Here is a 22,843-nt window from a genome sequence, read left to right as displayed (position 1 = left end):
GGCAAAGAAAATTGTCATTGCGAGGAGGTACGACGTGGCAATCTCGTTGCATGCATTATACGATCTGTATAGCTACGAGATTGCCACGCTATCGCTCGCAATGACAAATTGGAATGGTGTCTTGATTCTTGTCTCTCGATTCTTGATTCTAATTCTTCGGTCTATACTTCGAATCATTCAAGATCTTCTGCGCATCCTGGTTGGCCATTAACTGCGGGATGGTAACCTCCGGGTGTTTCTCCATGTACAGGCGAACAATTTGCCAGCCGGTCCAAACGCCTAATTTAGGGGCCGATTCATTTTTTTCGCCTAAGCCGGGAGTGAAGGGTGCATCGTTAAAGTATTGCTGGGTTTTTAACTGGTCGCTGTCGTAAAGCAGGTTTTCTTCCAGAAAGTAACCCCAGATCTGCGGCTGGAAATCGGTACACCATTTTAATTGAGCTGTAGTGTAGCGGATTTTGGTAGTATCGCCAACATCGGGCAATAGCTGATCCATCAAGTACATGATTTTGCCATTATAAACCATTTTTTGCAGAAATGATTTGTCGGCTTCCTGCTCGGGGAACATATCTTCACGTAGCATCCCTTCTACCACACGCGGTGTAATATTTTCTGGCGTGAAGTAACGGGCAATATAATGCGGGAAGTTATCGATCAATGCCGGGTAGAATTTGGAGTTAGCACCGAGGAAAAGATCGAGCCCGATACCGAAGTAACCATTACCAATAGAAGTTTGCGCCTGGAAGCCCGAAATGTAGCCATATACTTTAGGCAGTTGTTTAGCCGGGAAGTAATATTTAATGCGACGGAAAGCATCAGTCAGTTCGGCGTTCTGTTTATCGAGGTTGGGGAAAACAGAATCAACATCATGCTTCAGGATGTTATAATCTTTACTGGCGAAGATCTTTTTAAGCGTACCCAGATAGGCCGTGTCCCTTATACTACCGGCCTGTAAAACGCGTTCCATAAAATCCTGGTAAAAGGGGCCATATTTTTTTTGCAGGGCAGCAATTTGTGGTTCTACGGGAGGGTTCCGCATTTTGTCGAGGTCATGGTCGAAACGTTGTACCGTAACATCAACCGGAATATTGCTTACATCAACTTTTTTGCGTCCATTGCACGCACTGAACAATATTAACGTTATAAAAATTAAGTAAATTTGTATTGCTTTGCCAGGGGTAGAAATCATATTTTAGCCTTTGTACAAAATTAATGCTTTTGAGTTGCAATTATAGCGCAACGTCACTCAATCTACAAACATGAAGATCGCACTTGCCCAGCTTAACTATCATATTGGAAATTTTGAAGCTAATACCGCTAAAATAATCGATGCCATAAACCAGGCGAAAGCCAAAGGTACCGATTTGGTTGTTTTTAGCGAACTATGCATTTGCGGCTATCCATCGCGCGATTTCCTGGAGTTTAAAGAATTTATCGGCTTGTGCGAAGAAGCTGCACAAAAAGTGGCTGCTGCCTGTACCGAGATTGCTTGTATTATCGGCATACCTACATTTAATAATAAACCACAAGGTAAAGAACTCAATAACTCAGCCTATTTTATTGCCGATGGCAAGGTACAGGCTGTTGTAAACAAAGCCCTGTTACCTAATTACGATGTGTTTGATGAGTACCGCTACTTTGAGCCGGAAACCGAGTTTAAATGTATCGATTTTAAAGGCCACCGCATTGCCTTAACTATTTGCGAGGATTTGTGGAACACGATAGAAAACCCGCTGTACATAACCCGCCCGATGGATAAGCTGATTGAGGAAAAGCCTGATGTAATGATTAATATTGCCGCTTCGCCTTTTGCTTATACACATGATGAGGAGCGTATCGGCATTTTAAAAGATAACACTACCCGCTATAACCTGCCGCTGTTTTACGTAAACCACGTAGGTGCACATACTGAATTGATTTTCGATGGTGGATCATTGGTATTTGATAATGCTGGTAATACAGTAGATGAACTACCATACTTTGAAGAAAAGATTGCTTACTATACCCTAAACGATGATTCGAGCATCACACCCGAGCAACCGGTAACCACAATGATCGAACGCCAGAGCAATATCGAACAGATTTATCTGGCGGTTAAACTGGGTATAAAAGATTACTTTACCAAATCGGGATTCAGCCGTGCGATACTGGGTTTATCTGGAGGGATAGATTCAGCGGTAGTTTGTGCCCTGGCTGCTGAAGCTTTAGGCCCCGAAAATGTAATGGCCGTAATGCTGCCATCGCGCTTCTCAACCGACCACTCTATTAAAGATGCGCAGGATCTGGTTGATAACCTTGGCTGCAAGTCAGAATTGATCGCTATAAAAAGTATTACCGAGGCTTTTGAAACAGCTTTATCGCCACAGTTCCAAAACCTGCCCTTTAATATTGCCGAAGAAAATATCCAGGCGCGTAGCCGTGCCGTGTTGCTGATGGCGATGAGCAACAAGTTTGGCTATATCTTACTAAACACCTCTAACAAAAGCGAAGCTGCCGTAGGTTACGGCACTTTATATGGTGATATGTGCGGAGGTATTTCGGTATTGGGCGATGTTTATAAATCGCAGGTGTTTCAGCTGGCGCGATATATTAACCGCGAGCGCGAGATCATCCCTGAGAATACAATTGTTAAACCACCATCGGCAGAATTAAGACCAGATCAGAAAGACAGCGATTCATTGCCCGATTATGACATTCTTGATAAAATACTGAAAGAATATGTGGAGCACCGCTGCTCATCAACGGAAATTATTAAGATGGGCTACGAAGAAGCGCTGGTGAAAAGGGTGATCCGTTTGGTGAATATTTCGGAACATAAAAGATATCAGACACCACCCATACTAAGGGTATCTCCCAAAGCGTTTGGTATGGGCCGAAGGATGCCTTTGGTGGGTAAATATCTTTCTTAAAAAAACTCACAAAATATTCATGTTGCGGTTAAACCTTTGTAAACGTATTAGTCTAACAAAGTACATTCAAATAAACTTATGAAAAGGGTAGTCAATGCAACGCTGATGCTGCTCAGCGTGGTGCTAATTTCAGCATGTTCATCGTATAATTATTACAAGGCAGGTACTACTCAGTTGAGTACCTCGAAATACAAATCATTTGCCTGGGTACAAGACCCCGACCAAAGCAACCCAAAGCCGCCGGTTAGAGGTAAAACGTACGCAGGTAATGCTTATTACAATAACCAAAGCGCTTCGCAAAGCATAAAGCAGTCTACTATATTAGCCCTGCAAAGCAAAGGCTTACGCATGCAGGATGAAAATCCCGACCTGTTAGTACACTATACATCATCAGTAGGTCGCGGTACCCGTATCGATTATTATACCGCTTATCCATTTTATTGGGGTGGTGGCTTCTATCGTCCATACTGGGGCGGCAGATGGGGTTACGGCGGCTGGGGCGTTGGCTACGGTTGGGGCTGGGGTGGTTACGGCTGGGGCGGTGGCTGGGGCTACGGCGGTTGGGGACCAACTTACGCTGTGCCTGAAAACTACAAAGAAGGTACCATCATCATCGACCTGATCGACCGTAAAACCAAACAAATTGTATGGCGCGGCTTCGGCGTAGGCGAGTTGCACCACAACCCTCAAAAAACTATCGACGAATTACCAAAAGTGGTTGACGGTATATTTAAACAATTACCGGTTACTATGTAAGCAATTTGCTTACGGTTCATTATATCAAAGCCCGTTCTGTTTCAGAGCGGGCTTGTTTGTAAAAAAGATCGTCATTGCGAGGTACGAAGCAATCTCAGACCTATTAGCGGTAACTTGGTTCACGCAGAAACTATTATGAGAGTGCTGTGCTACTATCAACTTCAGTCCCGCTCAATCGCCGCGGGAAGGGCTGTTACTTTGGGGCGCCAAAGTAACCAAAGCGCCTGTTGGCAAAAGGCTTCTTTATGCACAAGCCAGCCGCACAGTGTTCAGAACAACACAGGCCGGGATCTTTTGCCCAACTTTGTTCGCACAATCCCCTCCCTTCTGCAAAATCTCCAATGCCTCTTTCCAACACACAAGGCCACCATTGTTCTGCCCGCTCTTGGCCGAAGCTGTTTGCCGACGAAGAGAAGTAAAAGTTTAGAACCAAGAAACAAGATAAAAAATCAGAAAAGGAGAACATTTAGGACAATCAAAAGAAGCGGTGGCCTGAAAGAAAAGCGGGCCATGCGTCGGCCCTGTGAGTGGAAGCTTTTTTCTTTCTTGATTTTTGGTTACTTTTTATCAAGAAAAAGTAACAGCCAACCCGCGGCGATTGAGCGGGACTGGCAATAGCTAAGCACAAACAAATAATTAGTGTTGCTGCATTAATTAAAGCACTGTTTCTGTAATTAGGTGCTTCTACGGAGGTCAGCATGACAAAGCCTCTTACAAATACCTTTCCCTCACCAACCTGGAATGATGCTCATTATGCCCTACTGCAAACCAACCCAAGCTCCTTGCAGTATAAGGATTTTCATCAGGAAATTTAAAATCAAGCATCTCTAAATTCATGGTACTTAGCAGACTGATGGTCGCATTCCGAACGGTGATAAACTCCCATGCTATATCTTTCAAACTCCGGCCGCTTACGTTAAAATTTTTGGTGTAATTTTCACTCATCGGTATTTCGAGTAGTACATTAGTTTGGCGCGACAAGCAAAAGGCCTTGTAGGCGTAATAACGTTCCTCATCGCAGAGATGAATGAATACCTGTTTGATATTCCACTTACCTTCGGCGTAGCTGTGATCTTCTAAATTAAAAGGGATAGAAGCGATCAGATCGAGTGTATCTTGCTTGTTCTTTTCTAAAGCCTCGATCAGGTCGTCACCCTGAGCTAAATCAAAGAAATATTTATACCACGATGGCGCATCATTTAAATTGGGTCTGCCGATTTTAATCATAGCGTTTTCTGAAAGACACTAATATACAGCGCCCAATCTTAAAGTAAAGTTTCGGGCGGTAACTTTATCTGCGATAACTTCTGCCGGGTTTAATGTGCCGCTGCCATCACTTTCATCGGCAAAAAAGCTTTTTTTATCGGTGCTTATAAATACAGAATACCTGCCTGCGGGTAACTTCACTATATAATAACCTGTACTGTCGCTATGCACAATTGTAACCAGTTTACTATTCACACTTGTAAAAACCGGATTGCTGCCCACTGTTTGTTGAAGGGTTGTGGGCTGATAAATATACAGATCGCATTTAAGGCCTTTAGGTTTCCGGGTTTTTCGATTGGGTGATGGCATTTGGTTGCCGCTTTCCCGGTACACATACCCGCTTAAGCCTTGTGTTATTGCTGGTGGTTTCATGGTATGGCAGGCCATCAACATAAATGCAGAAATGACTAAAAATATTTTCATTGGCTTATGCTAAAATCATTTAATTTTTAACGTAATAATATACCTTTAACAAAATAAAATTACCTATCGTATAAATATACTGCATAAGCTGGTTTGCAATTATTTATAGATGACCTTGTTTGAATTGCTGACCATGAATAAAACCCGTTTTGCTTTACTAATCTGTTTCCTTTCAGGCCTGTTCCTCACCGCCCAAGCCCAGCAGCCTTTGGTAAGCGATGCTAAAAAAGCAGAACTAAGCACCTTATCACAACAATACAACCAGCAATACGAAACACGTAAACTGCAGCTACAAAATTTTGCAGCCAAATATAATTGGAAACTTACGCGCAAACGTAAAGGCGGTGGCTTAACATCATTGCATGGTGTCAATAGCCTGGGTTTCCCAATTTACGTAAAAACAGATAACAATACCATTGCCGCTGCCAGTACACATACTAACCTGGTACAGCCGGGTGGAAGTTTAAACCTGAATTTAAGCGGATCGAGCACTTTCTTAAACGGTAAACTGGCCATTTGGGATGCAGGATCTGTATTAACCACCCACCAGGAATTTGCCGGTAAAAACATTACGCTAAAAGACGCTTCAACAGCTGTAAACGAACACAGCACCCACGTGTCCGGGACCATGATTGCTAAGGGAGCTTATGCACCTGCGAAGGGTATGTCATTCGGTGCTAACACGTTGCTATCATACGATTACGATAATGATGTTGCCGAAATGAGCGCTGCTGCACCAAATCTGCTCTTATCAAACCACTCGTACGGTACAATTGCCGGTTGGGATTATGATGATGATAACAGTCGCTGGGATTGGTACGGCTTACCCGGCGATTCGGTAGATTATAACTTCGGTTTTTATGACGAACAGGCGCAGGCATGGGACAAGATCGCTTATACCGCGCCCTATTATTTAATTGTAGAATCGGCAGGTAATAACCGTGGCTATCCCGGCCCGGCGGTGGGCGATGACTACTGGGGATTTAAAAGCCGTACCGATCAAACTTTTGTAGATAAAGGCCCGCGCCCGGCAGGCATCAGCAGTAACACGGGTTACGATGTTTTGCCCGATTATGCCAATGCCAAAAATATACTCACGGTGGGGGCGGTAAATCCGCTGCCATTTGGGCCAAGTACGAGGAGCGATCTGTCAATTGCCTATTTCAGCAGCTGGGGACCCACGGACGACGGGCGTGTTAAGCCCGATATATGCGGTATGGGGGTAAACGTACTGTCGTCCAGCAGCACAAGTAATACTAGTTATGTAACCCTGTCGGGTACCTCAATGGCCGCGCCGAATGTAACCGGCTCGCTGTATTTATTGCAGGAATACTATGCCAAGCAAAATGCAGGCGCTTTTATGAAATCGGCCACGCTGAAAGGTTTGGCTTGCCATACAGCCTTTGATGGCGGCAATGTTGGCCCCGATTATGTTTACGGTTGGGGACTGCTGGATATGCAGAAAGCTGCACAAGCCATTACTGATAACGGCACCAAAAGCATGATCAGCGAAAACACGCTGACGCAGGGCCAAACTAAAACTTTCACGGTAACAGCATCAGGCGATGGGCCGCTGATTGCTTCGATCACATGGACAGATCCGCAGGGAACGCTCTCGGCCGATGGTACTATTAATGACCGTACACCTAAGCTGGTTAACGATCTTGATATCCGCGTAAGCGACGGTACTAATACCTTTATGCCCTGGGTACTTAACCCTGCCACACCTGCTGCGGCAGCCACAACAGGTGATAACATTCGAGATAACATCGAACAGATTTATATTGCCAATGCAGTACCCGGGAAACAATATACCATTACGGTGAGCCACAAAAAAACGCTGTCGTCGGGCAGTCAGGCTTATTCGTTAATTGTTACCGGTATTGGTGGTAATGCTTATTGTGCTTCAGCCCCAACATCAAGCGCAGATTCACGTGTGAACAATTTTACCCTCGCCAATATCAACAACACACCGGCTGCGGGTTGCACCACTTATTCTGATTATACTTCGCTTACCGCACAACTGGAGCCTGGTAAAACCTATCCGCTAAGCTTAACGGTAGGTACCTGTGGAAGCAACTTTAACAAAATTGCCAAAATATTTGCCGACTGGAACGGCGACGGTGATTTTGATGATACCGGCGAGTTAGTATCCACTACGGGCGTAATAGCTGCAACGGGTACGTTTAACACCAACATCACCATACCAACCAATGTAAGTATCGGTTATTATTCGCGCCTGCGTATTGTGCTCACAGAAACCACCGACCCAAATGCTGTTATCGCCTGCGGAACTTACGCCAAAGGCGAAACACAGGATTACCGTATCCAGTTTATACAGCCTGCTACCGATGCTGGTATTGTTGGGGTTAGCGCCAGTACAGCTGCGGGCGTTTGTGCGGGCAAAACAAACCTTACGGTTACCATTCGCAATTATGGTACGGTAACTTTAACCAATATCCCGGTTACCGTATCTATTACAGATGCCAATAATACAGTAACTACATTTAACGAAACATACACAGGCTCTCTAGCACCAGGTACGCAGGAAGATTATACATTTAGCAACACGTTTACTACTATCGCAGGCGCTACTTATACCATTACAGGTGCTACTAATTTAGCCGGAGATCTGGTAACGGCTAATAATTCAACATCGGCTACAATTGTAATTAGCGCAACACCAGTTGCCAGCAATTTATCGGCGTATTATTGTACCAATACCAAAGGCTATCAATTGTCGGGTTCGGCAGATGGGGGCTTATTCTGGTATCAGAATATTAATGACACTATTCCATTAGCCGCAGGTGCTACAGTTGTTACCAATACACCGCCGGTAAATAATACCTACTATGCCGGTATCAATGATTTTAGTGGTACAGTTGGCTCAACTACTAAAGGCGCATTTAGCGGGGGAGGATACAACCAGTTTACACCTGCCATCATTGTAAGTACGCAGGTGCCAATGGTAATTGAGAGCGCAAGGCTATACGTCGGTAATTCGGGCCAGATCACATTTAGCGTGGCCGATGCATCGGGCCAGATTGTATCAACCACAACTATTGATGCTACAGCTACCCGCACTACACCTGCCGCAGGTGCCACTAATGATGACCCTGCCGACCAGGGCAAGATATACGAGTTGAACCTCATATTGCCTTCGGCTGGTACTTATACCATCAATATAAGTTATGATGCCAATGCAACCATATTTAGAAGTAATGTAGGTGTAAGTGGATACCCCTTCACTATTGGTGGGGTATTTAGCATTACAGGTAATACAGCCACGCCAGGGTCAACCGGGTACTATTATTACTTGTACAATATGCATGTACATAGTTATGGCTGTGCCTCAACAAGCAGGCAGGCGGTAACTTTAACTAAGCCAACTATAACACAAAATGGCAATGTGCTAACATCTAATTATACAGCGGGTAACCAGTGGTTTTATAATGGCAACCCGATAAGCGGCGCAACCGGACAAACCTATACCGCAACCGAAAGTGGTAATTACCAGGTAGCAATAGCGGTAAGCAGCGGTTGCACAGCAATATCAGACAATTATGCTTTTGCCCTGGTTGCCCTGCACCCGGATAACAGTACAGATATCGGGCTTACTATTTACCCGGTGCCGGCATCAACCACATTAAATGTGTTGTTTGTGGCCAAGGCAGCCGGTAATGCACAACTATCATTTGTTAACAGTGTGGGGCAGGTAATGTATACCGACAAGCGTACTGTTGATGCGGGTAATTTCAGCACGGCGCTTAATGTATCGGGCCTGGCACCGGGTACTTACTTTTTAAAGATTGTATTGGGTGATAAACTCTACGCCAAAAAAGTAATTATACTACGCTGATTTTAGAAAGCATATTTTAGTCCCAGCGCAGGTGCCAGGTCGAAGGTTGAACCTGTGGCCAGTTCGAGGCGTGGATCAAGGTCTACACTAATAGCTATTGGTGTGTTAGGGATAGTATATTCGGCACCTATAACAGCATCGAAACCCACTAACACGCGCCTGCTGGTATAAACATGGCGGCCATCGTCGTAAGTACCCTTATCGATACCACCCAAATGGAGGCCGCCGCCATAAAATAAATTCAGCTTGTCGACATTAAATATAGGCACGTGCATTTCATAAAGTCCGGTAACTACAGCACCACCACTACGAAGCCCGAATACACCTTCCAAAGCCTGGTTGTTATCATAAAACCATTTGATAGACGGCCCGATTTCGTATCCGCCAAACTTTAAGCCCACGGCAGTTTTATAGCTATTGTCCTGCGCCTGAGCTTGTTTGCCAGTTATTACAAATGCTGCTATTGCAATAATAAAGTAGAATATCTTTTTCATAAGTATGCGATTTTATACAATTAACGGTGATTATTGCATTTTATGACAAGTATTGTAATAGAAAAGTTACTCTTTCTAAAGGGAATCAAGAATCGAGAGTCAGGAATCGGGAAAGGAAAATGGGTTGCGCTTATCGCAAACTTGATAGGAGAGATCTTATGCGAATGATAATTTGGCAGTACAAGATTTCTCCTATCGTCGAAATGACAAAACTGTATTTTTGAATTTGGTTAAGATCGTATTGCCATAAATTATTTGAAAATGAACGATAGTGGCGTTTCGGTTCCGGTAGCCCCGCTTTCTGCTCTACTACGTGCCGCGCCAATCGGGTTTAGATTGAAGGTGTTTTGCTTTGTAATTACGAGTCCCAATAAGCTGTCGTTCCTCCTCACAATGACAAAAGGAAAGTGAGCTTCTCTCCCCGTCGGCAAACAGCTTTGGCCAAAAGCGTGCAGAACAATGCTGGCCTTGTGTGGTGGAAAGAGGCATTGGAGATTTTGCAGAAGGGCTGGCTTGTGCGAACGTTAGTAGGGCAAAAGATCCCGTCCCGATAGCTATCGGGATGTGTTGTTCTGAACGCTGTGCGGCATGGCATGTGCGTAGAGAAGCCTTTTGCCGATGAGCCTTTTGATTACTTTTTGGCTAAAAAGTAATAGCCAACCCGCGGCGATTGAGCGGGACTGACATTGATAAAGCACAACGCTTTCATAGCAGTCTATGCTTTATTAAAGGAACTGCTAATCGGCCTGAGATTGCTTCGTTCCTCGCAATGACGTTCTAAGGTATTTTAAAGTAATCCATCAAAATCCCCTATAAAAACCCTTAATTAGTAAATTCAATTCTGCAATACATGAACCCTTTCTTAAAAACTTCAACCCGGATAATTTTCAGTGCGCTGATCTTATCAGCAACAGTGGGCTATAGTCAATCGGCAACAACACAATACCATAACGGTATGGTAGTTTGCGCTTACCCGGATGCATCGCAGGTGGGGCTGGATATTTTAAAAAAGGGTGGTAACGCGGTTGATGCTGCCGTGGCAGTGCAGTTTGCCCTGGCCGTAACTTTACCCGAAGCCGGTAACATCGGCGGGGGAGGCTTTATGGTTTTTCGCCCGGCTAAGGGTTTACCCAATACTTTAGATTTTAGGGAGAAAGCTCCGGCCGCGGCCAGCAAAAATATGTTTCTGGATGCCAATGGAAATGTGGTGCCCAATATGAGTATTGCTACCCATCAGGCTTCGGGTGTACCGGGCTCGGTTGATGGGATGATTACTGCGCACGCTAAATATGGCAAATTGAAATGGGCCGACCTGGTTCAGCCAGCAGTTGATTTGGCCCGTAAGGGATTTAAAATTACCCCGCATCTGGCCGGCGATTTAAACCGCAACCAGGAAGCCTTTAAAAAGCTGAACCCCGGTAAAACTTATTTCCTGAAAGATGCCCCTTGGCAGACTGGCGATATATTGGTGCAGGAGGATCTTGCTAAAACCCTGGAGCAAATCCGTGATAAAGGCCGTGCCGGGTTTTATGAAGGCAAGGTGGCTGCCCAGCTAACCGCCGAAATGAAAAGCGGTAACGGGATGATCAGCGCTGAGGATTTAAAAAACTATCATTCGGTGTGGCGTAAACCGATTATCGGGAAGTATAAAGACTACAAGATCATCACCATGCCGCCGCCATCGAGTGGAGGGATAGCTTTGCTGCAACTACTGCATTCGGTAGAAAATTACCCGTTGCACCGCTGGGGGTATAACCAGGATAGCACAGTGCAGGTAGTGGTAGAGGCCGAACGCAGGGTGTATGCAGACCGTTCGAAATATTTAGGCGACCCTGATTTTTTCAAGGTGCCTGTTGATAGTTTGCTGAGGCCGAATTATATCACTTCGCGTATGCAAAATTTTAACTGGGATAAAGCAACACCAAGCAACGAAATTAAACCGGGCAGTTTTGCCGGTTACGAGAGCGACCAGACTACGCACTATTCCATCGTAGATAAAGAAGGGAATTCGGTATCCATCACCACAACACTGAATGGCGGCTTTGGCTCCAAAATATTTGTTGCGGGTGCAGGCTTTTTGCTGAACAATGAGATGGACGATTTTAGCGCTAAAGCGGGTGTGCCCAATATGTTTGGTTTAACGGGTGGTACAGCCAATAGCATACAGCCGGGTAAACGAATGCTGTCATCCATGACACCAACTATTGTAGAGAAAGACGGCAAGCTATTTATGGTAGTGGGTACTCCTGGTGGATCAACCATTATTACGTCTGTTTTCCAAACAATATTGAATGTAATCGAATTTGATCAGGATATGCAGCAGGCGGTAAATTCTAAACGTTTCCATCACCAATGGCTGCCCGATGAGGTTGCTATAGAAACCGATGCTACTTTAACCGATGCTGTGAAAAGTAAATTGCAGCAAAAAGGCTATAAAATAATTGTACGCGGTGCCAGTGGCCGGGTTGATGCCATATTGATAAAAAATGGTGTATTGCAAGGTGGCGCTGACCCGCGTGGCGACGATACCTCTATGGGCTGGTAAATTAAATTATACTTGCTTAGTAGATAATATCAACTTACATTTGGTTTGCATGCATAACAAGGCGAAAAACCACGAAACGATAGATTATTTATTGAAGGTTGTTTGGCAAACCATGGCCAACCGCTATAATAATATTGTGTCCGATTTTGGTATTACCCAATCTATCGGCTACCTGTTAATTAATATTGACGAGGAAGACGGTACAACGGTTTCGCAGGTGGCTGCACTGGTGGGTGCAAAATCTACCAGCTTATCGCGCATGCTGAGCCAGGTAGAAAAGATGGGCTTAATTTACCGCGAATTAAACAAAGGGGATAAGCGCTCGGTAAAAATATACCTTACCGATTTAGGTAAAGAAAAAAGGCGCATGGCCCGTGGCGTGGTAAAAGAATTTAACAGCTACCTTAACGACCATATTACCGAAAAAGAAAAAGATTCGCTGACCGATATCCTCAAAAAACTCAACAAGCTTACCCTTAATTATAAGCCTTAATTATAAAAATGATCTCTGCTTTAGGCTTCCTTATAATTTCTGCACAAGTGTTTCCGTTACAGGTAAATGTTAAAATATGTTAACCTGCCGTTTTTGAATTTTAAAACAATAAATTTGCCGTTTGAAAAAAGCTGTATGAACAGGTGGTTGGGTATAATATTATGCCTGGTAATTTTTGCCGGCTGTAAAAAAACAGATGATGTTGCCGCAAGTGTAAAAGCACAGGCTGAGGCTGATGATAAAGCGTTGGTAACGTTTATAAATGCAAACAATTTATCAAAAGTTGCTGTACAGGTAGGCGCACCAAAAACTGATACGATAGGTGTTTATTACATTGTTGAAGATCCGGGTACTATACCGGCTTTATACACTTCTTCAACATCTATAACAGTTAACTATACCGCCAGTGTAATTACGGGCACAACAGAACAGCCGCCGTTTACCAGCACAGGCAGTACTGGCTTTACGCCTTCGTATGTGTTGGGGGCAACAATAAAAGGCTGGCAGTTAGGCCTGCAAGCTGCAAAAATTAATAAAGGGGGTAAAATACGATTGCTAATGTCATCACGTTATGCATACGGCCCTTACCCTCAGTCCCAGTATGTAGATGCTAAAGGCAATGTTTTATTGCCGGCAAACTCATTACTGGATTTTGAGATAACAATACTTGATGTAACTAATTAATAAATGAAACAAACGCTTACTACGCTTCTGCTACTTTGTACCATAGGGCTGATGTCTTTAGGATTAATATCTTGCCACAAAGACAACAACAACGTTGATATTAAAACATACGATCAGCAGCAGATTCAAAATTATATTTCTGCCAACGGCCTTACCGGCATGAAACGCGACCTGGATGGTGGTGATACAACAGGTATTTATTACCAGATATTAAGACCAGGTAAGGGTAAAGTACTTCAATATTCTGATGCGGTATCTATTGTGTTTACTTATAAAACTTTAGATGGCCAGTATGTATCTGCAGATACTGTTTTAAACCATGCGTATAGCTATGTAGGCCATTTTACCCCTCCTGCGGGTTTAATGCTGGCACTAAAAACTATTCTGGTGAACGATGGTGCACAAGCCAGGATACTAATCCCATCGCATTTGGCTTATGGTACATCTGGTACAGGTACAGGCAGTACCAGGTTACCGGGTAACGAAAGCTTAGATTATTATATCAATATGATAAATAGCGAGCCTAATTTACCTAACAGCGAGCCTATTTATGATGATATGGTTATCCAGAACTACATGAAAACTAACGGCCTAACCGGTTACACCAAAACAGCCGATGGTTTATACTACAAAATAGTACAAGTAGGTACAGGTACAGTGCCGGTTACAGAAAACTCTGTTGTTGGCCTGCAATATACCGGCAAACTATTTAACGGAACTATATTTGATGGACAAAACTTTGCAGATACAAGTTCCTTTCCTGTAAATTATAAAAATATGATACCGGGTTGGCAGGAAGGCTTAAAACTGGTAACCAAAGGTGCTAAGCTATCACTGATCATCCCATCGGGCCTTGCTTACGGTAAAAACCCGGCAACTTTTGGAGCTTCATTTACTGTACAGGCTCCTCCGGCAAACAGCTGTCTGTATTATGACTTTAACATTATGTCTGTAACGAATTAAGATTAGATATTAGATTTTAGATGTGAGATATGAGACAGGAAAAGACTGAGAAAATATCTCACATTTAATTATCGGTACTAAAGTTAGATATGAGATATGATACAAGAAAAATCTGAGAAAGCATCTATTATCTCACATCTAATTACCGGCCAAGCGCTTGCTTATATGCTTTGAGGCAACGCGCACGTGCTTCGGTGTTATCAACAATGGGTTCTGGATATTGGTTTGTGCCATACTCCGGAACCCATTTTTTTATGTATTCCATTTTAGGGTCGAACTTTTTGAGCTGCGACTCGGGATTGAAAATCCTGAAATATGGCATCGTATCCGTACCCGAACCTGCCACCCATTGCCAGTTGCCTACATTGGCCGATGCATCATAATCCAGCAGTTTTCGTGCAAAATAATGTTCGCCCCATCGCCAGTCAATCAGTAAGTGTTTAACCAGTAAGCTTGCTGTTACCATGCGTACACGGTTATGCATAAAGCCTGTGGTATTTAACTCGCGCATGCCGGCATCAACCAAAGGGTAGCCTGTTTTGCCCTGGCACCAGGCTTTAAACTCATGCTCATTGTTACGCCATTGGATACGGTCAAATTCCGGGCGATAGGCGCTATCAATAGTTTGCGGAAAAAAGTCTAACGACATCATATAGAACTCGCGCCATATCAACTCATTGAGCCAGGTACGTTCGTGATACTGGGTGGCTTCGCGAGCGAGGTCGCGAATGCTTACTGTACCGAAGCGCAGATGTAATGCAATATGTGACGTGCCTTTGATCGCCGGGTAATCGCGCTTCTTCGCATAGTCCTCAATAACACTCTTGTATTCAATCGGCGGAAATTCTGCTTTGCTTTCAGTAAAACCAAGATGTTTCAGGGTAATATCTTTAAGTGGCTTGGTTTGATAGAAGTTCTTAAAATACTTTTCTGTCGGATACGATTTGAGGTGGAAAGAGGTAAGATTATTTAACCATCGCTTTTTGTAAGGCGTAAAAACTGTGTAAGGCGTTTTATCATCCTTTACTACTTCCTGTTTTTCCAGTATTACCTGATCTTTAAAAGTTTTAAAGTCAATCTTATGTTTGGCAAAGAAATGAGCCAGATCACCATCCCGTTTTTTAGCGTAGGGTTCGTAGTCGTGATTGGTATAAACTGCAGCTACTTCGTATTCTTTGATGATCTCCTGCCATGCATGATGAGGTTTATCATACTTCAACAATAAACTGCTGCCATGTTTTTGCAGTTGCTTATCAAGTTCTTCAATTTGGTTGTAGATGAAAGTTACCCGTGCATCATCCTTATCTTCCAGATCATCCAGAATTTCCTTATCGAAAATAAAAAGGCATAAAACCGGGTTGCCACTTTTAAGGGCGCGGTACAAGCCGGCGTTATCATGCAATCGTAAATCGCGGCGAAACCAAAAGATAGTAAGCGGTTTATTTTCCATAGAGTTGTTTAAGCGTATCGGCTAATAAAGGGTATTTGAATGTGAAACCGGTGCTTTCAATTTTGTCCGCAGATACTTTAGTGCTGGCTAACACCACCTTGCTCATTTCGCCCAGTAAGGCACGTAATATAAATGCCGGTACATTGGGTAGCCAGTAAGGGCGGCGTAATTGTTTAGCTACAGCTTTAGTAAGCTGTTTGTTGGTAACCGGGTTAGGCGCTACCATGTTGAATACGCCTTGTATTGCGTTATTCTCGAGCACATGCAAATACATATCAACCGCATCCTGGATATGGATCCACGGAATCCATTGTTTACCGCTGCCCAACGCTGTGCCCACCCCAAATTTTACCGGCAATGCCAGCGGTGGCAATGCGCCACCACGTCGGCTTAGTACCACACCTGTACGCAGTTTCACAATGCGCAGGTTTAGCTCTTTGCCCGCATCTACAGCCTGTTCCCACACGGTGCAGCAGTAGCCCAGAAAATCTTTGGCAGGTGTACTGTCCTCGGTTAGTAATTCATCACCCCGGTTACTATAATAACCCGTTGCCGATGCCGAGATGATATTTTTAACCAGGTTGGGTTTTCGTTTAATCAAATCGTACAACAATGCAATAGATTGCGTACGGCTATCTATCAATATTTTTTTGCGTTTTTTAGTCCAGCGCTTATCGGCAATACCGGCACCGGCCAGGTGTACAATGGTGTCTACACCACTGAGGCAATTTTCGTCAATCTGGCCACGGTCTACATTCCACTGGTAAGTTTTAACCCGGCTGTCTTTACCTTCGCCGCGGCTTAGGTGGCTAACTGTGTAGCCTTGTTTAAGCAATTCTTCAGTTAAACATTTACCAATAAGGCCGCTACCACCTGTAATTAAAATGTGTTGTTTCTGCATCGCAACAAAGTATCAGCTAATATCATGCCTGTTGTAAGGCCTCCTTAAAGGTAAGCCTTTGCATGGGCACAATATCCAGGATGGCGTCATCGCGCGAAATTAAGTCGTATTTTAAATTCTCAACCAGCGTTTTGGCATGCGAATAACTGATAGGCGTTAAGAAATTAAGCCAATACGATGACAGTGCTGCCGACACCTGAGGCACCGTAACTATCTTGGTAACCGTGTTACGGCATATTTCGCCATAAATCATCAGCATTTGTTTAAACGTAATAACATCAGGTCCACTAATGTGGAACTCGCTGTTGTACGAGGCTTCGTTAAGTAAGCAACCCACCAGGTATTTAATCACATCGCAAACGGCTATGGGTTGCTCCTGCGCCTTGGCCCAATTTTTGGCTATAATTACCGGCATTTTACGGGTAAGCCCATCCAGTAGCTCGGTAGCTATACTGCCCGAGCCTACCATCATGGTAGTCTTTAATATCGTAATGGCAGCATCGGCCTTAACCAAAATATCTTCCACATGCTGGCGCGAAAGGCCAACGGTGCTTAAATGATCGTCGATATCGCTCAGTGAAATAATTTGTTTGCAGTAAGTTTTGTCAATAGCATCCACAAAATTTTGGGCAACAATGGCCTCCAAACCGGCAAAGCCCGATGTTTGTACCATGGCGTTAACCAGGTAATAAGCCACGTCAATATCTGTAGGCAGGGGCTCCATACTATGGCTGCGCAGCAAATCGCCGGTGATGATGGTCACCCGGTCGGCATAAACACTTTGTTTAGTAAATAAATTTTTGTCGCGAACAAGGCATACCACTTCGTGGCCTTTATCTAATAAGGCAGGTATCAATTTTGTACCTATATAACCATTTGCTCCGGTAAGCAGCACCTTCATATCAGAAGTGCAACAATAAAAACCGCCGGGAGTTTTTACAATAGTTGTTTAAAAGTTTTTTGGGGTGTGAGAGGAAATTTGGAGAGGGGTTGGAATGGGTGTTTATTTTATTTATGAGAATGATATATCTATAAGTGTTTTGTCATTCTGAATGTAATGAAGAATCTTCTTCGCCGCTCTGTTTGAACCAGAATTTATTGAATTAAAGAATTAGCAGAATGTTTGGAGGCTTGCGGTAGAGAGGGAAATTATTCACTCATTCAAAAACTCACTCATTCACTCATTAAATTGGGGCGTTGCCTTCGGCCCGGGCTATCCGTTGCAAGTCCTCGCTACGCTCCGGGCTTTCCACTACTATCCCTAACGCGGAATGATGTAAAGGTATAGCTAAGAAGATCCTTCGCTATCGCTCTGAATGACAAAAGATAGTGGGGGAAATAAAAGATAAATGCTGTGATGAACCATCAATACTCTAATAATTGTGGCATCTTAATTTTCGGATAGCACAACACCTGCCACATCACTACTTTCAACAGAAAATTGAGCAGCCACGACTTTTTCTTTGGTTCGTTTCTTTTTGAGAGAAAAAGAAATGAACATCCACTGACGATTCATAACGCACACTACCATTCCTAATGAAAAACAGATATGCAAGTGAAATGCCCACCGCACCATACTTCGAGTGCCTCAGCATGACAGATCCCGCTCTATGTGGTATTGAAGTTTCTGCAAATTGGTCTGAGATTGCTTCGTCGTACCTCCTCGCAATGACGTGTGGTATGACGTGCTGGTATTAAATACTTACACCGCCATTAAATGCGGCTTAAACGTATCCGTCTTAACCTCTGCCTTTAACTCATGCAAAATATTGTACAGCCCGAAATTGGTGCGGTTTACATAAATAAAATGCTTAACACCGCGGGCTTGCTTAAATTCGGGCATTTTGGAAATTTGCTCGCCGAAAGCATATAGGTCATCAAAAAAGGCAGTTTCGCCAAAATCGAAGGTACTGCTCATGTAGGGCTTGGCGAAGAGGCCAATCATTTGCTTATACTGCGTATAGTAAAACTCAATTTGCTGTGGCGAATCTTTAGGATGGATCATTTCCAGCTCACGGAAAGCTTTGATGGTTTCTTCTTTATCATCCAGCATATTGGTTGAGGTGAGGGAAAAGAAAGGGTAGTAAAAATCTTCGGGCATTTCTTTAATGCAGCCAAAGTCTATTACACCCAACTTGTCATCAGCGGTAATCATAAAATTACCCGGATGCGGGTCGGCATGTACGGCACGGAGCTCGTGCTGTTGAAAATTATAGAAATTCCAAAGTGCCTGGCCTATTTTATTCCTTAATTCCTGTGATGGGTTAGTGGCTAAAAACTCTTTCAGATGCTGCCCTTCAATCCAACTCATAGTAATGATACGTTTGCTGGAAAGCGACGGAAAATATTCAGGGAAAACAATGTTTTGCAAATTGGCGCAGGCGGTAGAAAACTCGATAGATCTGCGCACTTCCAGTTCGTAATCAGTTTCTTCGAGCAGGCGTTCTTCAACCTCGCGCATGTAAACATCCAGTTCTTTTTCACTCATGCCCAGCAGGCGGAAAGCAAATGGCTTTACCAACTTTAAATCGCTCGAAATTGAATCACCTACACCGGGGTATTGAATTTTTACTGCCAGTTTACGTCCATCCAATTCGGCCTCATGAACTTGACCGATTGATGCGGCATTGGTAGATCGTAGATTAAATTTATCATAGATCTGTTCGGGCGATTTGCCGAAATATTTCTTAAAAGTCTGCACAATCAGCGGCCCGGATAGAGGAGGCGCATTGTATTGCGACTGCGAAAACTTATCGACATAAGCCGTAGGCAGCAGGTTTTTATCCATGCTCAGCATTTGCGCTACTTTCAGGGCGCTGCCTTTCAGTTCGCTTAATGAGGCATAGATGTCAGTTGCATTATCCTCGTTTAACTGGCTTTTATCCAGATCAGGATTAAAAAGCTTTTTAGAATAATGCTTAATATAATTACCGCCAACCTGGAAACCGGTTTTTACAAACCGGGCAGATCGCTCCACTTTGGAGGTTGGCATACTGTTTTGTTCTTTACTTTGCTCACTCATCTTTATCAATCAAATAATGCAGCCAGTTTATTAAGGTCGATATTGGTATAATCGTCAATTAAAATATTAACGGGTTTCAACTCGCCGCCTTTGTGGGTGGTTGTAATGGCCACCACTTTCATCCCGGCGCTGTTGGCTGCCTTAACGCCCGAGATCGAATCTTCAAAAACCACACAATCGGCAGGCTGCATGTTTAATGCTTTGGCCGCCTTCAAAAATATTTCAGGATCAGGTTTACCACGTGTAAGACCTGTATTATCAACAATGGCATCAAAATATTGCCTGATGTTTAAATGCCCGAACACAAAATCAACATTGCCATGCGATGCCGATGTGGCCACGGCCATGCTTACGCCTGCCTGTTTTAATGATGCCAAAAATCGCTCCAAACCTGTAATGGGTTTTACATACGGCGCGTAAACTGTTTTATAGTTCTCATTTTTTTCCTCAAACATGGCTTTCAGTTCATCATCGTTAAACTGGCCGTCGAGTATTTTGTGCAAGCCCATTAAGCCGGGTACGCCGCTCAGATACTCATTAAATGTTTGTTGCGAAAGCTGGGGCAAACCGTGGCTTGCAAATAATTGCTGGTAAGCTTTGAAATGGTAAACGTTGTTGTCAATTAAAGTTCCGTCCATATCAAATATGGCAGCAAAATTTTTCATTACCCCTCCAACCTCCCCTAAGGGGAGGCTTTGTTAAGTTTTATACTTTATTAATTGCGATTGCTGATTTTTTAAAGCCCTCCCCTCTGGGGAGGGTTGGGAGGGGTTACACCCGTTCCGCAAACCTGCTATTCTTTGCCAAAAACTTGCCGTACTCCAGCAAATTATCAATTGGCGAACGTTGGAAAAGATCAAACGTTACGTTTACACCTTTCTCAATGGCTTCATCAGTTTTCTCGAACCCGGCCGAATTATCGTTGATCCAGAAATTAAGCACAAAGCCAAACTGCATCCAAAGGCCGTCTTTATAACGTTTGGAAAGGAAACGGCGATCAGCCAGTTCGTTCGACTCGAGGCCTTGCTTAATTATCTCATCGGCAAAGTTTTCTACTATCACCTTTAAAGTATCCAGCACACGCGGATGCGATAACCCTTTGGGCTGTCTGTTAAAGCTGTAGATGGCAAAGCTGCGGCTGCTTTTTAATAATTCGAAAAAGCTGTAGAAGAACGACAATGCTTTCTCCCGCGATGAATATTGCGGCCAAATCTCCTGAGTTTTAATTTCAGCAATGGTTTTGGTAGCTGTTTCAGCCCAGATGTTTTGCTCCAGTGCCTCAAACGATCCGAAGAAACGATAGAACTCTTCTTCGGTAATTTCATTCTGTTTCGCAAATACGTATACCGACTTAGGCTGCTCGCCCTGCGTAAGTACATAATCTATATAAGCGGATTGTATGCTCTCTATAGTGGCCATAATGCTCCTGTGTTTTATTTAAAGTTACAATTTAATAGCCAAGCAAATGTCATGCTTGTATGATAATAAAAACAGGAAAATAATATGAAATAGTGTGTATTATTCATTTTTTCTCTAAAAATGAACAGGCAAAAATTGTGTTACGCTTTTATTTATCAATCAATATTGTATTATCTTTATGCCATAATCTGTAAATGCGCCTATTTACCCCGGGCGAAGATGAAATGTTGGGATGATGTCAAAAATTGACTGATTGTGTGAAAATGACGCGAATATTTGCAATTTTTACAAACCCGGTAGGCTAAAGCGATAGAATGAGCGATAAAACGATATTGGTTTGGTTCAGAAATGATTTACGTGTAAACGATAATGAAATATTGTTAGAAGCTACGCGTAAAGCCGATAAAGTACTGCCCGTTTATATTTTCGATCCCTATTATTTCGAGACCACCGAAGCCGGTGTACCTAAAACAGGTAACATTCGTGCAAAGTTTCTGATAGAATCTGTAGCTAACCTTCGTCAGAACTTACAGTCATTGGGTGGCGACCTGATCGTCCGCATTGGCGACCCTGCCGAACTGATCCCACAACTGGCACAAGAATATCATGTTAACGAGGTTTATCACCACCGCGAGGTATCATTCGAAGAAACTGCCATTTCTGAAAAACTGGAAGCCGCCTTATGGAAAATTAAGCTGAACCTTAAACACTTTATAGGCCACACGCTTTACCATAAAGAAGATCTGCCTTTCCCGATAAAAGATATCCCGGATAGCTTTGCCGTATTTAAAAAGAAAGTAGAGCGCGACAGCGATGTACGCCCAAGCGTACAAGCGCCCGAAAATATAATACTGCCCGAAAATGCAGAACCCGGCGAAATACCAACCCTGCAACAATTAGGATTGGAAGAGCCAATTGCCGACACCCGCGCCAAGTTTAGTTTTATAGGCGGCGAAACAGCAGGTAACGAGCAACTGCAACGCTATATTAATAATGCCCTTGCCGCAATGGGGTCAAAGCCTGCGCGTAATGGCATGCATACTTCTATTTCAGGTATTTCGCCCTGGTTGGCTATGGGGTGTTTATCGCCTCGCCAGGTATATTGGAGTGTGATGCAGCATTTTCATCATAACAACAACCCGCTGGTGCTCGAGCTTTTATGGCGCGATTACTTTAGGTTTATGTTTAAAAAACACGGCAGCACCAAGTTTTTCAAAGCCGAAGGTTTTAAAACCGAAGCTCCCGAAACAGCCACCAAGCAAGGCGAACTTTTCGAAAACTGGAAACAAGGTGCAACCGGCAACGCAGCAGTAGATGCCGCAATGACCGAATTAAACAATACCGGTTTCATCAATAACTATAGCCGCCAAACCCTGGCCGCTTACCTCATCAAAGAATTAAAAGTAGACTGGACACAAGGCGCGTTATACTTCGAAAGTGTGCTGATAGATTACTCACCCGCCAGCAATTGGGGTAACTGGATCTTTGTTGCCGGTGTAGGTAACGATCCACGCGAAAATAAATACTTTGATACCTCTAAATTAGGTACCGAGTATAAAGATGATTACCTGGCGCTTTGGTTATCGCATACTAAGGACGTAGCGTAACTTGCCGACACGTCTTTTTCCCCTTTGTCATTCAGAGCGGCAGAGAAGAACC

General features: G+C 43.7%; 18 protein-coding genes. 8 read left to right on the top strand and 10 right to left on the bottom strand.

Annotated elements, in window-relative coordinates; translation table 11 throughout:
- Positions 1 to 148: 148 nt before the first annotated feature.
- Complete coding sequence (gldB, locus tag PQO05_RS22235) at positions 149 to 1,189, bottom strand: gliding motility lipoprotein GldB (RefSeq protein WP_475582066.1); 1,041 nt, start codon at positions 1,187 to 1,189, stop codon at positions 149 to 151.
- 70 nt (positions 1,190 to 1,259) lie between these two features.
- Between gldB and PQO05_RS22230 the strand changes: the two genes are divergently transcribed.
- Positions 1,260 to 2,909 (top strand): NAD+ synthase, encoded by a 1,650-nt coding sequence (locus PQO05_RS22230; protein WP_273629649.1) that lies wholly within the window; start codon positions 1,260 to 1,262, stop codon positions 2,907 to 2,909.
- A gap of 78 nt (positions 2,910 to 2,987) precedes the next feature.
- Entirely contained in the window at positions 2,988 to 3,665 is a 678-nt protein-coding gene (locus PQO05_RS22225; RefSeq protein WP_273629648.1) for a DUF4136 domain-containing protein, read from the top strand.
- 711 nt (positions 3,666 to 4,376) lie between these two features.
- Here the strand turns inward: PQO05_RS22225 and PQO05_RS22220 are convergent.
- Both PQO05_RS22220 and PQO05_RS22215 read right to left on the bottom strand, forming a co-directional pair.
- Positions 4,377 to 4,892 (bottom strand): DinB family protein, encoded by a 516-nt coding sequence (locus PQO05_RS22220; protein ID WP_273629647.1) that lies wholly within the window; start codon positions 4,890 to 4,892, stop codon positions 4,377 to 4,379.
- A gap of 18 nt (positions 4,893 to 4,910) precedes the next feature.
- A complete protein-coding gene (locus tag PQO05_RS22215; RefSeq protein ID WP_273629646.1) occupies positions 4,911 to 5,354 on the bottom strand; it encodes a hypothetical protein in 444 nt (147 codons plus the stop codon).
- Positions 5,355 to 5,463: 109 nt separating this feature from the next.
- Here PQO05_RS22215 and PQO05_RS22210 point away from each other — a divergent pair, with 109 nt between their 5' ends.
- Positions 5,464 to 9,213 (top strand): S8 family serine peptidase, encoded by a 3,750-nt coding sequence (locus tag PQO05_RS22210; protein ID WP_273629645.1) that lies wholly within the window; start codon positions 5,464 to 5,466, stop codon positions 9,211 to 9,213.
- A gap of 2 nt (positions 9,214 to 9,215) precedes the next feature.
- On the opposite strand, the gene PQO05_RS22205 is transcribed toward PQO05_RS22210, so the two are convergent.
- Positions 9,216 to 9,707, bottom strand: coding sequence for a hypothetical protein (locus PQO05_RS22205; protein WP_273629644.1), 492 nt, complete (start codon positions 9,705 to 9,707; stop codon positions 9,216 to 9,218).
- A gap of 850 nt (positions 9,708 to 10,557) precedes the next feature.
- Here PQO05_RS22205 and ggt point away from each other — a divergent pair.
- From ggt to PQO05_RS22185, 4 genes are all read left to right on the top strand, one after another.
- Positions 10,558 to 12,252: a gamma-glutamyltransferase gene (gene ggt / locus PQO05_RS22200; protein WP_273629643.1), complete on the top strand. Its 1,695-nt coding sequence runs from the start codon at positions 10,558 to 10,560 to the stop codon at positions 12,250 to 12,252.
- A 49-nt stretch (positions 12,253 to 12,301) separates the two neighbouring features.
- Positions 12,302 to 12,745 (top strand): MarR family winged helix-turn-helix transcriptional regulator, encoded by a 444-nt coding sequence (locus PQO05_RS22195; protein ID WP_273629642.1) that lies wholly within the window; start codon positions 12,302 to 12,304, stop codon positions 12,743 to 12,745.
- 135 nt (positions 12,746 to 12,880) lie between these two features.
- A complete protein-coding gene (locus PQO05_RS22190) occupies positions 12,881 to 13,429 on the top strand; it encodes an FKBP-type peptidyl-prolyl cis-trans isomerase (protein WP_273629641.1) in 549 nt (182 codons plus the stop codon).
- A 3-nt stretch (positions 13,430 to 13,432) separates the two neighbouring features.
- The gene (locus PQO05_RS22185; RefSeq protein ID WP_273629640.1) at positions 13,433 to 14,392 is read left to right on the top strand and encodes an FKBP-type peptidyl-prolyl cis-trans isomerase; all 960 of its coding nucleotides are present in this window, start codon (positions 13,433 to 13,435) and stop codon (positions 14,390 to 14,392) included.
- Between the two features lie 142 nt (positions 14,393 to 14,534).
- Here PQO05_RS22185 and PQO05_RS22180 read toward each other — a convergent pair whose 3' ends face one another.
- From PQO05_RS22180 to PQO05_RS22155, 6 genes are all read right to left on the bottom strand, one after another.
- Positions 14,535 to 15,842 carry a cryptochrome/photolyase family protein gene (locus PQO05_RS22180; RefSeq protein WP_273629639.1) on the bottom strand — a complete coding sequence of 436 codons (1,308 nt, stop codon included), beginning with the start codon at positions 15,840 to 15,842 and terminating at the stop codon, positions 14,535 to 14,537.
- Complete coding sequence (locus tag PQO05_RS22175; RefSeq protein ID WP_273629638.1) at positions 15,832 to 16,743, bottom strand: TIGR01777 family oxidoreductase; 912 nt, start codon at positions 16,741 to 16,743, stop codon at positions 15,832 to 15,834. The genes PQO05_RS22180 and PQO05_RS22175 overlap by 11 nt, the downstream gene beginning before the upstream one ends.
- A 22-nt stretch (positions 16,744 to 16,765) precedes the next feature.
- On the bottom strand, positions 16,766 to 17,644 hold the full coding sequence (locus PQO05_RS22170) for an NAD(P)H-binding protein (protein ID WP_273629637.1): 879 nt from the start codon (positions 17,642 to 17,644) through the stop codon (positions 16,766 to 16,768).
- A gap of 801 nt (positions 17,645 to 18,445) precedes the next feature.
- A complete protein-coding gene (locus tag PQO05_RS22165) occupies positions 18,446 to 19,765 on the bottom strand; it encodes an ABC1 kinase family protein (protein WP_273629636.1) in 1,320 nt (439 codons plus the stop codon).
- 5 nt (positions 19,766 to 19,770) lie between these two features.
- Complete coding sequence (locus tag PQO05_RS22160) at positions 19,771 to 20,430, bottom strand: HAD family hydrolase (RefSeq protein ID WP_273629635.1); 660 nt, start codon at positions 20,428 to 20,430, stop codon at positions 19,771 to 19,773.
- 106 nt (positions 20,431 to 20,536) lie between these two features.
- Positions 20,537 to 21,184 (bottom strand): TetR family transcriptional regulator C-terminal domain-containing protein, encoded by a 648-nt coding sequence (locus PQO05_RS22155; RefSeq protein ID WP_273629634.1) that lies wholly within the window; start codon positions 21,182 to 21,184, stop codon positions 20,537 to 20,539.
- 314 nt (positions 21,185 to 21,498) lie between these two features.
- Between PQO05_RS22155 and PQO05_RS22150 the strand changes: the two genes are divergently transcribed.
- Complete coding sequence (locus PQO05_RS22150; RefSeq protein ID WP_273629633.1) at positions 21,499 to 22,791, top strand: DASH family cryptochrome; 1,293 nt, start codon at positions 21,499 to 21,501, stop codon at positions 22,789 to 22,791.
- Positions 22,792 to 22,843 lie beyond the last annotated feature (52 nt).

This window comes from Mucilaginibacter jinjuensis, assembly GCF_028596025.1.
Lineage (GTDB): Bacteria > Bacteroidota > Bacteroidia > Sphingobacteriales > Sphingobacteriaceae > Mucilaginibacter > Mucilaginibacter jinjuensis.
Note: the sequence above shows the minus strand (reverse complement) of the source record. Positions and strands in the feature narration are given on the sequence as shown.